10 protein-coding genes are annotated in these 13,576 nt (G+C 70.9%); 1 reads left to right on the top strand and 9 read right to left on the bottom strand.

The genetic code is table 11. The annotated features are described in order from the left end of the window. Positions 1 to 86: 86 nt before the first annotated feature. Positions 87 to 2,204 (bottom strand): tetratricopeptide repeat protein, encoded by a 2,118-nt coding sequence (locus ACFWV8_RS27555; protein ID WP_384209198.1) that lies wholly within the window; start codon positions 2,202 to 2,204, stop codon positions 87 to 89. A gap of 183 nt (positions 2,205 to 2,387) precedes the next feature. Between ACFWV8_RS27555 and ACFWV8_RS27550 the strand changes: the two genes are divergently transcribed. After that, complete coding sequence (locus ACFWV8_RS27550) at positions 2,388 to 5,618, top strand: tetratricopeptide repeat protein (protein WP_384209195.1); 3,231 nt, start codon at positions 2,388 to 2,390, stop codon at positions 5,616 to 5,618. A gap of 314 nt (positions 5,619 to 5,932) precedes the next feature. Here the strand turns inward: ACFWV8_RS27550 and ACFWV8_RS27545 are convergent, their stop codons facing one another. From ACFWV8_RS27545 to ACFWV8_RS27510, 8 genes are all read right to left on the bottom strand, one after another. Then, a complete protein-coding gene (locus tag ACFWV8_RS27545; protein ID WP_384209192.1) occupies positions 5,933 to 6,814 on the bottom strand; it encodes an NADase-type glycan-binding domain-containing protein in 882 nt (293 codons plus the stop codon). A gap of 158 nt (positions 6,815 to 6,972) precedes the next feature. After that, positions 6,973 to 7,536 (bottom strand): phage tail protein, encoded by a 564-nt coding sequence (locus ACFWV8_RS27540; RefSeq protein ID WP_384209189.1) that lies wholly within the window; start codon positions 7,534 to 7,536, stop codon positions 6,973 to 6,975. A 15-nt stretch (positions 7,537 to 7,551) separates the two neighbouring features. Next, a complete protein-coding gene (locus ACFWV8_RS27535; protein ID WP_384209187.1) occupies positions 7,552 to 9,510 on the bottom strand; it encodes a putative baseplate assembly protein in 1,959 nt (652 codons plus the stop codon). Further along, positions 9,507 to 9,938: a GPW/gp25 family protein gene (locus tag ACFWV8_RS27530; protein WP_384209184.1), complete on the bottom strand. Its 432-nt coding sequence runs from the start codon at positions 9,936 to 9,938 to the stop codon at positions 9,507 to 9,509. The genes ACFWV8_RS27535 and ACFWV8_RS27530 overlap by 4 nt, the downstream gene beginning before the upstream one ends. Positions 9,939 to 9,947: 9 nt before the next feature. Then, on the bottom strand, positions 9,948 to 10,235 hold the full coding sequence (locus tag ACFWV8_RS27525) for a PAAR domain-containing protein (RefSeq protein ID WP_384209181.1): 288 nt from the start codon (positions 10,233 to 10,235) through the stop codon (positions 9,948 to 9,950). A gap of 60 nt (positions 10,236 to 10,295) precedes the next feature. Then, positions 10,296 to 12,269 (bottom strand): VgrG-related protein, encoded by a 1,974-nt coding sequence (locus tag ACFWV8_RS27520; protein WP_384209179.1) that lies wholly within the window; start codon positions 12,267 to 12,269, stop codon positions 10,296 to 10,298. Next, entirely contained in the window at positions 12,269 to 13,114 is an 846-nt protein-coding gene (locus ACFWV8_RS27515; RefSeq protein ID WP_384209176.1) for a peptidase M23, read from the bottom strand. The genes ACFWV8_RS27520 and ACFWV8_RS27515 overlap by 1 nt, the downstream gene beginning before the upstream one ends. Positions 13,115 to 13,119: 5 nt before the next feature. Further along, the gene (locus ACFWV8_RS27510; protein WP_384209173.1) at positions 13,120 to 13,557 is read right to left on the bottom strand and encodes a phage tail protein; all 438 of its coding nucleotides are present in this window, start codon (positions 13,555 to 13,557) and stop codon (positions 13,120 to 13,122) included. Positions 13,558 to 13,576: the final 19 nt, after the last annotated feature.

Below are 13,576 nucleotides of genomic sequence, written 5' to 3'. Positions count from 1 at the left end.
TCAAACTGAGACACACCACCCCACCCACCCCGGGGCCCGGGCCGCCGAAAACCGCGGCCCGGTCCCACCCACTCCACCGTGCGGGATCAGCCGACCCCGCCGAGCCGACGCGCGTCGGCGGGGCTCGTGGACTCGAACAGCGCGAGGGCCCGCGCGAGGAAGTCCTCCGCGGCCCTCGCGTCACCGTGCTCCGCGGCACTCTCCCCGAGCATCTCCAGGGTGCGTGCCTGCCAGAAGGCGGCTCCGGACCCGGTGAAGACGGCCAGCGCCTCGTTCATCCTCGCCACGCCCTCCGCGTACGCCCCCGCCCGGACGCCGGCGCGCCCCAGGAAGGCGAGTGCCCTCGCCGCGTCGTGCGGGTCGTTCACCGCCACCATCGCGGCGTGGGCCCGACCGAAGAAGTCGACAGCGTCGTCCGGCGCACCCGCCGCGAGGGCGATCTCGCCGAGCGTGGTCCGGGCGAGCGCCGCGCCTCGCGGGTAACCACACCCCTCCCACACCTCGATCGCCCGGTTCAGATACGTCACGGCGTCGTCGGGCCGTCCCGCCTCGCGATGGCATGCGCCGAGACCCAGCAGCGCCTGGCCCTCGTCCCGTATGTCACCTGCCTCGCGCGCGGCCTGGAGGGAGTCCCGATACCAGGCGGCTGCCTCCTCGGTCCGGCGGGCGGCCCCCAGGCCGATGGCCCCGGAGTTGAGCATCTGGCGCTCGGCCGCCCTGTTCCCGGCCTGCCTGGCGGCCTCCAGGCCGATCTCATGGGCCGCGATCCAGTCCGAGTAGTGACGTAATCGCAGGAAGAGCGGCCACATGGCGTCCACGAGCATCCAACTCGTGTCGTGCCAGCCGCTGTTCGCCGCGAGCCGTACGGCACCCAGCAGTTGCGACCGATGGGAGTCCAGCCAGCCGAGTGCCGCGACATCGTCGGCGAACGGCAGGGGAAGGTCGGGCCGGTGGTCGTAGATCCTCGGGAGGGTGAACTGCACCGGGGTCAGCCGCTCCTGAGCCGCCGTCGCCGTGTGCAGGCACCAGTCGCAGAATCGCCGCAGCGCCTCTTCGCGGGCGCCGTCCGTGTCGTCCTCGCGGGCGCGGTCGTGCGCGTGGATCCGTACGAGATCATGGAAGCGGCAGCTTTCCGGGCCGACATCCTCCACGAGATTCGCCTCGATCAGCTCGTCCAGCCTGCGCTCCGCCCAGTCCAGCGACTCATCGCACGACGCCGCGGCGATCATCGCGTCGAACGTACGCACCGGGAGCAGGCCCAGCGTCCTGTAGAGGCGCGCGGTCTCCTCGCTCAGTACGGCGTACGACGCGTCCAGAGCCTTGTGCACCGAGGTCTCCCCTTCGACTTCGAGCGCGGCCAGCCGGCCACCGCCCGCGTTCCGGTCAAGGGCGTCCGCGAGCGCCCCCACCGACTGTCTGGGCCGGGTCGCGAGCCGGGCGGAGGCCAGGCAGACCGCGAGCGGAAGTCCCGCGCAGAGGGCCACCAGACGGCGGACCGCGGGGAGTTCGCCCGCGACACGGTCCGCGCCGATCCCACGGGTGAGCAGTTCGACCCCGGCGGCCGGACCGAGCGCGTCGAGCTGATGGAACCCCGCCCCCTCCATACGCAGCCCGGTCAGCCTGCGGCGGCTGGTGACGACCACGAGTCCGTCGGGACCGCCGAGCAGCAACGGGCGGATCTGGGCGGCAGTGAAGGCGTTGTCCAGCATCACCACGATCCGCAGATCGGCGGTGAAGGACCGCCAGAGCGACGCCAGTTCGACCGCGTCCGTGGACGTCGGCCCGGCGCCCAGCGCCCGCAGGAACTGGCCGAGGATCTCCGCCGGTCCCACCGGCCCGCCCGCCGAGTGCCCGCGCAGGTCCGCGTACAGCTGTCCGTCGGGGAATTCGGTGCTCAGCGAACGCAGCCATTTGGACACCAGCGCCGTCTTGCCGACTCCGGCCGGACCGCTGACGACGATCAAGGGCAGTCCGCTGTCGCGAAGACCGTTCAGCGATCCGACATCCCCTTCCCGGTTGGTGAAGTGGGCTGGCACCGGCAGCAGTTGGCGCGGTGGCGCGGGCCGAGCGGGCGCGGCGGGCGCGGCGTGGAGATGTATGCCGCCGTGCACTTCACGGGCCTGGACAGTGGGACCGTACAGTCGCGCGTCACCACTGATCGCATTCCCGTGAGGCCCTTGCGCGGCCGTACTCGAATCACTCATCCATCCGCCCCCCCCGCAGATCGATTGCCGTTTACACGGACCATTTCGGGTCCTACCCCGGCACGACATTGAATGACCATCCGGATCAAGAACGGATCACGCCAAGTATGGCAACGGTCTATAGCGGCATTCGCCGCGCGGTGACATGCTCGTGAACCATCCGACGGACCAGCGGGGGCGCTGGTGGAAATCCAGATACTCGGACCGGTGGGGCTTCGGCTGAACGGCCGCTGGCTGAAGCTCGGATCGGACAAAGAACGGGTGTTGCTCGCCTCACTCGCACTCGACGTGGGGCGTCCTGTCGCGATCAGCGAGCTGATCGATCGACTCTGGGACGGCGAACCTCCCGAGCGCGCCCGCGAAAACGCGCACACCTATGTGTCGCGCATCCGGCGGCGGCTGCGGGACGCCGGTACGGGGCCGGGGGCACCCGAAATCGCCAGCAGGGCGCACACCTACACATTACGGACCGCGCGTGACTCCGTGGACCGGCAGCGCTTCCAGCACTTCGTCGACACGGCGTTCAGCAGTGAGGACGACGCACGGGCGGTGGAACTGCTCTCCCGGGCGGAGGAGTTGTGGCAGGGCGAGGCGCTGGCGGGTCTGCCCGGGTCCTGGGCGGCGACCGTACGGCGGACGCTGGCGGAGGCGCGACTGAGCGCCGGCACGTCACGCATCGCGGCCGGGCTGCGGCTGGGGCGCTTCGCCGAACAGGTCGGCGAGCTGGCCGCGTTGGTCGAACGGCATCCCGGGGACGAGACCCTGCTCGGCCAGTTGATGCTCGCGTACTACGGCAGCGGACGGTACGCCGACGCACTCCGCGTCCATCAGCGGGCCCGGCAGTCGCTCATGGCGGAGTACGGGGCGCTCCCCGGCGCCGAGTTGAGCACGATTCATCAGGGGGTGCTGGCCCGCGTACCGGCACGGGAGCTGGCGCGGGGAGGCGGCGCGGAGCGGACGGGCGACCCGGTTGCCGTGGTCGCCGGTGGCCCTCCGGCGCCTGCGGGTGAGGTGCCGGTGCCGCGGAACCTGCCTCAGCAACCGCCTCTGGTAGGCCGCCGGTCGGAGTTACAGGCCCTGAGCTCGATGATCGCCGACGAGGGCGAGCGCGGCGGATCGGTCGTCACCGTGGAAGCGGTCAGCGGGATGGCGGGCGTTGGGAAGACGGCTTTGGTCGTCGCCACGGCCCGTCTGCTGGCGGAGAAGTACCCGGACGGCCAGATCTATCTGGACCTACGGGGCCATTCGCTCGCCCAGGAACCGCTCACGGCGCGGGCGGCGTTGGGAACTCTGCTGAGGCTGTTGGGCGCGCAGGCCCCCTCCATACCGGCGGAGCTGGAAGGGCGAACGGCCCTGTGGCGGACGATGCTGGCCGAGCGCCGGGTGGTCGTCGTCCTGGACGACGCGGCCGGGGCCGAGCAGGTCGGTCCGCTGCTGCCGGGCGGGTCACCGTCTCTGACGATCATCGCCAGCCGTCGTCATCTGAGCGGTATCCCACAGGCGTTGTCGGTCCCGCTCGACGTTCTCTCGAAGGAGGACGCGATCACGCTCTTCTGCGGCTTCGCGGGCGAGGAACGCACCCGCGACCTCGAGGAGACCGCGCGGATTGTGAGCCTGTGCGGTTACTTGCCCCTCGCGATCGAACTGGTGGCGCATCGGTTCCGGGCCCGTACGTCCTGGACGCTGGGTGTCCTTGCCGAGCGCCTCGCGCGAAGTCCCGGGCGACTGGCGGAAATTCGCACCGCGGATCAAGAACAGGAAATGACCCGGGCGTTCGCACTGTCCTACCGGACCCTCACGGCGCAGCAACGCACCGCGTTCCGCCGTCTCGGGCTGCATCCCGGACCTGATTTCACGGCCGACGCGGCGGCTGCCCTGCTGGGCCTGCCGGCGGACACGACGGAGCGATTACTGGAGGGCTTGCTGGCATTTCACCTGCTCAGAGAGCCTGTGCCCGACCGGTATCGCTACCACGATCTACTGCGTGAATATGCCTACGGCCTATCCCATTCGGAGGACAGCGAGCCCGAACGCCGCCAGGCCGTCGCCCGCTTGACGGATTTCTACGTCGCGACGGCCGGCCTCGCGGACCGCGTGGCATATCCCCGACGTATACGCCCGGACGTCCCGGCGCCGCGTCCGTCGACGCCACCGCCACCCCTGCCGGACTCGGCCGCCGCGCGTTCTTGGCTGGCCGCGGAACGCGGAAACCTCCTGGCGGTCGAGGACCACGCCCGACGCGAGGGCGCCTCCGAGCGCGCGGCCCAACTCGCCTGCGCACTGGCGGGATTCCTCGTAGCGGAGTGCTACTGGCGGGACGCCAAGAAGCTCCTGCGGCACGCTGCCGTCCACTGGGACCGAACGGGCAACGAACCGGCGCTCTGCCGCACCCTCATCGACCTGTGCGGGGCGTACGCGAGCATCGGGGACTACGCGGACGCCGCGGAGGCGGGGGAGCGTGCGCTGGAGCTGGCGCGTGCGCTGGGCGACGAACCGGGCGAGGCGGAGGCGCTGCGTGTGCTCGGCGTGCTGAACTGGCACCTCGGCGAGAACCGCAAGGCGCTTGTGCTGCTTCAGAAATCCCTGGCCATCAAGTCGCTATCGGGTGACGTCTGGGACAAGGCGCGCAGCCGAAACAACGTAGCAGTGGCTCTGCTGTTCCTCGGAGAACACGAGCGGGCGCTGGGGCATTTTCGGGGTGCCCTCGAAGGGTTCAGAGAAGCGGGTGACGAGACCGCGTCCGCCCAGACGCTCAACAATATCGGCGAACTGCAAATGGGGGCCGGAGATTTGACGTCGGCCCGGCGTTCGTTCGAGGAATCGCTGTCATTTCTGGAATCCGCCGGAAGTCGATACGACCGTGCGACGGTACGCAGGAATCTGGGCGCAGTCCTCGCGGAGTCGGATGAATCTGCCGCGGCTCTCGCCCTTTTCGGGGAGACGCTTTCGGAGTTTCGGTCCCTTGGTGATCGGAAGAGTCAGGCCGAGGCTCTGATCGGGATCGGCGAGGCGCACTGGCGTCTGGGAAACGCGGAGGAATCCGTCGGGTACCACCTCGAAGCGCTGAAGATCGCGCAAGACATAGGAGCAGCTCGACACGAGGTCCAGGCCCTGCGGCACCTCGGAGGCGCGGACTTCGCCGACGGCCGACTGGCCGACGCGACGGACCGCCTCCAGGCGGCTGTGGCTGTCGCCTCCCGCACCCATGACGTCGACGAAGAATGCGCCGCGCGAATGCTCCTGGCGGAGGTGCAACTCGCGGCGGGAGATGCCAATGAAGCGCGCATGACATTGCGTCAAGCATTCGAACTTGCTCGACATCGAGACACCGTTGTCGCGCGGAGGATCGGGCGTCGCCTGGATGACATCGAACGCGTGGGCGAGGATGGTCGTTCCTTCTTGCGCGACAGATAGGATGCGAACGCTGGCTCGTTTGACGGGCAGGTGTTTGATTTTGGTAGCCTTCCGACTTCGAACTTCGAAGATCACGCGGAAGGACACCCTCGAAAGTGCGGAAAATCCTGACGGTTACCAGCCTCACTGCTTGTTTTGCCGTCATGGGACCAGTGGCGACTATGGATGCTGAGGTGGCATCCCCGAAGGCTGCCACGACGGCAGGAGTCGTGCTGGTAGCCCCGAAAGCCGCCCAGAGCAACGGCTGCATCATGATATGAGCGGCCCGCCGGGGTGACTGTGCGGCCACCCCGGCCCAGGGCCCTCCCCGCCCCTCAGGGCCGGCGGCCGAAGAACTCCACCTCCGCCAAGGCGACCCGGCGGTCCTCCCCCGTGCCGTACGCCGAGTCCACGGTGAGCCGCGCCCGTACCGTGTCCGTGCCCCGCAAGTCGAAGGTCTGCTCGCCCGCCTGGTCGCGCAGGCGGAGAGTCCGAGTCGTCAACTCGCCGTCCTGCGACGTCAGCTGGACGGTGATCCGCGCCGGGCGGGCCTGAGTGAGGAATTCGTCCTTGCGGGCCGAGGTACCCGAGAACACCAGCAGCTTCAGCAGCCGCACCGGCTCGGTGAAGTCGCACTCCAGGAACTCGCCGATGCCTTCCCCGGTCTCCTTTGGCGCCCAGAATCGGTTGTTATAGCCGTCTATGGCAGCACCCGCGGGGTGACCCGACTGCGCGCTGGACGCCCGGCACTCCGCAGGCGGTACAGACTCGGGCTTCCCCGTCTCCTCCTTCGCGAGCCCGAACAGGCCCGACATGTGCGGCAGCGCGAACCAGATACCCACCGCCAGCAGGATCAGCACGATCGGGAGCCCGACCCGTGGCCTGCGCCATCCCCGCCCCGGCCGGGTGCCGGCGACGGGGGACTGCCGGGGGCCGCGGTTGAGGATTCGCCGCCACCAGGGTGGGCGGATCGCCGGGGGCGGGCCCGGGTCCAGGAGGAGGGCGCAGCGGACGCAGAGGGTGCGGTCCGGGGTGTTCTCCGTGCGGCAGTGGGGGCACACGATCGGCGGCCCGGTGACGGTGGGCGCCGTCGCCGGCTCGGTGTCGGGCACATCGGGGAACGCGTCGGGTCCCGGAGCGGGCTGGTCCGCGTCCTCACCCGGGCGGCGCGGCGCGGCAGCGGTCGTCGCGGGTACGGGGGTGGGCTCGGCGGGCACGGACGGTTCCCGCACCGACGGTTCCGGCGCAGGAGGATCCGGCACGGACGGCTCCGATGGTGCCGGCGTCCGTTCCCCCGGCTCCCACGCCAGGAACGCCTCGCACGAAGCGCAGAACTCCCGCCCCGGCGCGTTCCGGTGGCCGCACGTCTCGCAGATCACTCCGCACCACCTCCGGCACCCGCCGACAACAATTCCAGCGTGAATCCGACATGCGCCGGGATCTCCGTGGCGATCAGTTCCTCCAGCCGCACCCGGTCGAACGGCCGGCCCGCACCTGCCCTGAGCCGGATCGTCACCCATGGGACGGCCTCACCCGGCAGCGGAGTGTTGGGAGTTGTCGACCAAATGGCGCCACCGCTCTCGACGATCTCCGGCTCCGTCCCTCCGGTCTCCAGCCGAAGTGCCTCCGCCAGTCCACCGACCGTCCCGCGCCGCGCGTGCCTGGCCACGGCCCCGCGTATCTCGGCCCGCCGTTGGTCGGCGGGGCTGTCCTCGTGCGGCTCCACCGCCACCCAACCCGCCAGCCACTCCAGGAAGTCGTCGGGGGCGCTGCGGTGGTCCAGATACGCGGGCACGTTGTCGATCGTGAGCAGGACCGGGGCGAGCACGTCGTCCAGCGCCGCGAGGAAGCGCCGCAGGAAGTCCTGTTCCAGGTAGAGGGCGGGCAGTTGCTCGATCAGGGGATGCGGGGTCGGCAGGCCGGGAACGTCGGCACGCATCGGGTCAGGCTCCTCTCACCCGGATCTCACCCGGAGTTGGTGTTCATAGCTGAAGACGAGCGCGTGCCGGTCCAGCTGGATCTTCGTGGTCGCGTCGGTGCGTTCCCCGGTGACCGGGTCGGCGCGGTAGAGCCGTACGTCCTCCACCAGGTCCACCCCGGGCACCCGTTGGAGCACGGCGAACGCCTCGCCCGACTGCACCGGCCTGCCGAACGGCCAGCCCTGTCCGCCCGGCCCGCCGGTGAGCGGGTTGAAGTACCCGTACAGGGCGGCCAGTGCCGTCTCGCGCACCTTCTCGGCGACCGCCCCGCGCTCGGTCTGGACCGAAGCGACGACGGTGACGCCCTGGTAGAACGGCGGCTCGACCGCCAGCCGGGTGCCGATCGGCCGCCGCGCGTCCAGATGGTCCTTGATCAGAGCGAGCGTCTGTGCGGGCGGGACGAGTTCGTCGAACTCGATCCGGCCCTGCTCGTCCCCGCGCCCGGCGGGCACGATGAGCAGCCGCACCCCGCCCGCGTCCGAACCGTCGTCCGCACCGGCCCGGATGCAGTGCACGCGCGCCGCGTCCGGTGCGATCTCGCGCGCCAGGAGTTCGTAGTCGTGCGGCACCACCGCCCGGTGCAGCGTGCGCAGTGTCATCGGTCCGCGCACCCGCGCGCTGCCGACGCTCTCGCCGTCGACCCCACCGAGCGCCGGCCGGCGGTTCTCGACCCTGGCCACGTACGGGATCGCGCCGCGCAGGACCCGCAGCGTGGAGCGGGCGACGTTGCCGCGCAGCCCGCCGCCGGTGCGGTAGGACCGCACCCGGACGGTGGCGCCCTTCGCGGGGACCGCGCCGTAGTAGCGGATTCCGCCGTCCCGTTCACGTACGGCGGGACCGAACTCGACCCGCCCGGAGTTCGCGTCCAGGGTGACGTGCCGGTCCTCGGGCCCCGAGTGCGCGAAGTCGTCCACACGGGTCCACCGCTCAGCGTCCGCGCCCGACCCGGGACCGGTCACCTCGACCACGAACTCACCGGGTACGACGGGCGGCCGGGACAGCCCGAACGCCTGGCCGGGCACCCCCTCCGCCTGCCCGAGCACCTCGTCGGTGACGGTCTCCGCGTGCTCGGCCGGGACGGTCGCGCCGATCGTGAACGCGGTGACCCCGCGGACCACCGGCGGCGCCAGGTACGTCGGCTGGCCCGGCTCCGCGGCGATCAGACGGCACCGCACCCAGCCCCCGGTACGCCGTACAACCGCGGCCGGGGCGTGGGCCTTCGGCAGATGCAGGATCAGCTCGCCCGACCGGTTGAAGCCCCCGGTGTCGTCCTTCTCGATCTCGCAGACCGTCCAGGCCGCACCGTCCCACGCCTCCCAGAGCACCGGCGGCCGGCGCGGATCGACGCCGACGCCCTCCACCGTGCAGTCCAGCCGCAGGACGAGAACGCCCGCCGGTACGGCGGCCGACAGGCCCACATACAGGCAGTCGCCGACCGTCGGCGTGGCCCCGAAACAGGGCACGTCCCGGCCGAGCGCCAGCTCCTCGGTTCGGTCGGCCGCCTCCCCGGAGGACGGCCAGGTGGCGAGATGGGCGTAGGCGCACGGCACGATCGACAGGGGTTCGGAGGTCGTGAAGACGACCGCCTCCTCCGTCTCCGTACGGACCGTGGCGATCTCCGTCCCCGCCCGGACCACCACCGGGTCCGGGCGCGGCGCGGAGAGCCGGAACGTCACGTCGGTGTGCGCGGCCGTGGGCGGGTGGAGCCGTACGCCGATGAGATCGAGGAAGGCCAGATAGTTCTTCTCGGGTACCCGGTTCACCCGGTAGACGAGCTGGTCGACCATGGACGCGAACGCCTCGATCAGCGTCACACCGGGATCAGAGACATTGTGGTCGGTCCACTCCGGGCAGCGCTGCTGCACCCGGCGTTTGGCCTCGTCCACCAGGCCCTGGAAAGTGCGGTCGTCCAGATGCGGACCGGGCAGCGTCACGCGCCCGCCTCCTCGTCGTCGGCCGGTTCCTCGGCGTGCTGCGGGATCACATAGAAGGGGAAGACGAGATTGCGGGGGTCGTTCGCGCCCCGGACGGTGTAGCCGATGTCGATATAAAGCACCCCGTTGTCGGCTTCGTCGAACCGGACGACGACCTCGGTGACATCGATCCGGGGCTCCCAGCGCTCCAGCGCCAGCCGTACCTCGTACGCGAGTTGGCCGGCCGTGCCCGCGTCGGCGGGGGCGAACACGTAGTCGTTGATGGCGCAGCCGAACTCCGGGCGCATCGGCCGCTCGCCCGGCGAGGTCGCCAGAATCAGCCGGATCGACTCCTCCAGCGCGTGCCGGCCACGCACCAGGGCGATGGACCCGGTGGCGTCCGTACGCGGCGGGAACGCCCAGCCCGCACCGATGAATTGCTGTCCCATACGGCGCGCTCACCCGCCGATCAGTACGGTCGCGCAGCCCGACACCACCGGTGAGCCGCACCCCGCCAGATCGCCGGCGCGGGCGGCCGGGCTGCCGCCGATCAGCACGCTCGAACTGCCCGGCGGCGCGATCGTCGACGGCGGGTGGGCGGCGGGCGACGCGCAGTTGTGCGCGGTGCCGACCGTCGCGGCGGGCTTCCCGCCGATCAGCACGGACGGCACGCCGGGCGGTCCGACCGTGCCGGGGTGCCCGGTGGGGTCGCCGACCCTCGCTGCCGCGGCTGCTGCTGCCGACATGCGGTCCACTCCTGTTCGTTGCCTTCTTTGCCTTTGTTGCCTGCGTTTCCTGACGTCGCGTCAGTTGAGCTTGATCATGGGGGCGTTGACGGACACCGAGCCGCCGCTCTTGATGTCCGTGCGCCGTGTGCCGTCCACCGTGACCTGGCTGCCGCGCACCTCCACCGAACCGCTGCTGGAGAGCGCGACCTTGCCGTTCCCGCCGTCGACCTCGACACCGCCGCGAGAGGTCAACGTGACTCTGTCCCCGGTGAGTTCGAGTGCTCCGCGGCCGGCGTCCAGCGCGACGCCGCCCGCCGCCTTGATGGAGACCCGCTCCTTGGCCTCGATCGTCACGCTGCCGTCGCTGTTGATGACGACGGCGGTGCTCGTGCGGTCGAGGTCGATCGTCAACTTCCCGTCTCCGGTGCGGAGCCGTACGCCCTGCGGGCCGTTCGCCGCGTCCAGCAGCTCCAGTTGGTTTCCGCTCCGGGACGCGAAGGCGCGCCGGTTCACGGCGCCGCTGGTCGGGTCGACCAGCTCACCGCCACCGCTCGGGGGGCCGGACGCGCTGGACGCGCCGGGAGCGCCGGACACACCCGGAGCGCCCGGCGCGGAACCGCCGCCACCCGAAGCCGCGCCCCCGGCCCCGTCCCCTCCGCCACCGCCGGGTCTGTCCTTCCCGTTGTAAAGCCCAGCCAGTACGAACGGTCTGTCCAGATGCCCGTGCTCGAAGCCGACCAGCACCTCGTCCCCGACCTCCGGGATGAACGCCTCGCCCCCACCCGTCCCGCCCGACTGAGCGGTACGCGCCCAGTCGCTCGCGTACTCGTCCGACAGCCAAGGGAAGCGGACCTTCACCCGCCCCGACCCCTCCGGATCCTGTGTGTCCGTCACCGTCCCGCTGACCAGCCCCGCACACCGCCCGCCCCCAGCCGCACCACCGGATCCCGGACCGCCGCCGGTCAGCCCGAATAGCGAACGCTCCTGCTGCCCCGAGACCGTGATCCACGTCTCGTACCCGCGTACGGCGTCGAAGACATGGCGCGACGATGTGACGGTGTACCGGCCCTCGAACGGCGCGCCCACCGCGTTCAACGCCACCGCGCTGCCCGCCCGGACCGCCGGATTCCCGCGGATCACCGCCTCCAGCTCCGCGAACGACCCGGCGATCCGCTCCGCCAGGGCCTTGGCCGCCTGGTCCACCTGGGCCTGCGTCCCGTACGCCGCGTCCGTCACCACGAACCGCGCCTCGCCGAACGGGGCGGACACCTCCGCCGCCGTCACCCCCAGCTCCAGCGTCGACGACGCCCCCGCCGGGGCCTTGCCCACCAGCGGTTCCTTGGCCTGGACGTCCCAGCCGCGCACCTCCACCTCCGAGACCTGCTCGGCGGCGGACACCCCGGCCCGGCAGCGCAGCAGATTGCCGCCCAGCTCCAGCACGAGGGGATCGCGGTCCGCGCGCGCCGAACCGTCCGGCGCCGAACTCGCCTCCGCGGGCCGGGTGATGTGCAGCGCCCCCTCGCGCACGTACGCCTGGGCACCCGCCTCCTCGGCGAGCCCGCGCACGAACTCCCAGTCGGTCAGGTTGGGTTGGGCGATGTGTTCGAGTACGGGCCCGGCGACGTCCACCGTCCCCGGCTTCAGCCCGGCGCGCTGGGCGACCTGACCGCAGATGTCGGCGAGCGTCATGTTCTGGTAGCTGGCGACCCGCCGTCCCCGGAACAGCCGGTGCGACTCGTCCAGCCCCCGTACGACGGTGAACGTGCCCGTCTCGTCCAGCTCCACCTCCAAGGCGGTGACCACACCGTCGAGCAGCGGTTTCGGCGCCGAGTCCCCGCCCGCGCGGGCCAGCAGCCGGGCCTCGCCGCCGATCTTCAGGCCCGTCTGCTCCAGCAGCATCCGGTCGGGGTCCCGGAAGCGCAGCAGGAACAGGTCGGGCAGCGTACGGCTGTCGTCCACATATCCCTCGACCAGGGTGTTCGCGAACTTCGCCGGGAGCGGTGTGCCGCCGAACTCGACCACCAGCGCGGTGGCGACGCCCTGTTGGGACATCAGCCCCGCCTCCCGAGGGCCGGTGGGACGACGATGCCGGCGTCGTATCCGCCCCGGTCGCGGTCCGTACCGTCCTGGAGCCGGTTCAGCTCGTCCAGGGCAGGCAGCAGGAGCTGTGTGCCGGGGGCGAGGCGCATCGGGTCGTCTATGCCGTTGGCCTCGGCGATCACACGCCAGGCGGCGGCGTCTCCGTACTCCCGGTGGGCCAGCGACGGCAGCGAGTCCCCGGCGTCGACGCGGTGCACGCGGCGGGCGGCCAGCGCGCCTGAGGTCGGGTTCTGCCCCGGAGTCTCCCCGCTGATCTCCTCCATCGTGACCTGGCAGACCGCCCGGATCGGCACCCCGGAGGTGGTGAACAGCGTGTATTTCGCGGCCACTTGGCTGACGTAGCCGGGAAATCCCGTGAGTCCGCCCCAGTGGAAGACCACCCATGGCGGCGACGCCCGCTGCTGTTGCCGCGTCTCGCTCGTCGGCACGCAGCACGCGAAGAGCTGTTCCACCGATGTCACCACGCGGGTGTCCTGGGTGTCGCTGGCGTCGAAGAACATCTCGACGGTGAGCTTGCTGGGCTGCGAGCCCTGGTACTCCGGCGGGCCCGAACTCTTCGCGCCCTTGGCCGGAGTCCGCTTCCAGGACGCGGCCTTGGTGAGGCTCAACTCCTTCGGGTTGAACTGGAAGTCGATCCGCCCGCACGGACCGCCCGGTGTGAGACCGCCACCGGTGGGCGGCGTGCGCAGCTCCAGATAGGCGTGCTCCAGCTTGGGCCGGGCCGATCCGCCCTTCGCGGCCGAGGCCACCCCGGACGTACCGGCGGCGCTGAAAGCGATGGGTCCCGCACCGCTCATGCCGCTCAGCCCTCCATCACATAGCCGTGATGGGCGATCTCGATCGTCTCCATCGCGACCTTCGGCGACTCGGGCGTGAACGAGGGCCCGGTCCACCGGACGGGTACGACCTCAAGCAACCCCCACTGGGCCACCTTCCGCCCGTCACCGGTGCGCGCCTCGATGTGCGCGGTCTTGCGGCTGAACCCGGTCGTCATGGTGGCGAACCAGCGCGCCACCTTCTCGGTCTCGCGGGTGAGCGGCCGTGACAGCTTCACGTTGGAGTACTTCAGTCGGGTCGGCAGCTGCCACACATGCCCGTTGTTGCCGCCCTCCTCGCGGGTTTCGAGCACCACTTCGCAGCCCAGGCCGTCACAGGTGTTGAACGATCCGAGTTCGATGTCGTCGATCGTCACGACGAAGCAGACGCTGACGGCGGGATCGCTTTCCGGGGCGGTGGCCATGACACGTACCTCTCGGTGG

The sequence above is a fragment of the Streptomyces sp. NPDC058665 genome, from assembly GCF_042714995.1.
GTDB lineage: Bacteria > Actinomycetota > Actinomycetes > Streptomycetales > Streptomycetaceae > Streptomyces.
The sequence above is the reverse complement of the archived record's forward strand: the minus strand, read 5'-3'. Positions and strand labels throughout refer to the sequence as shown.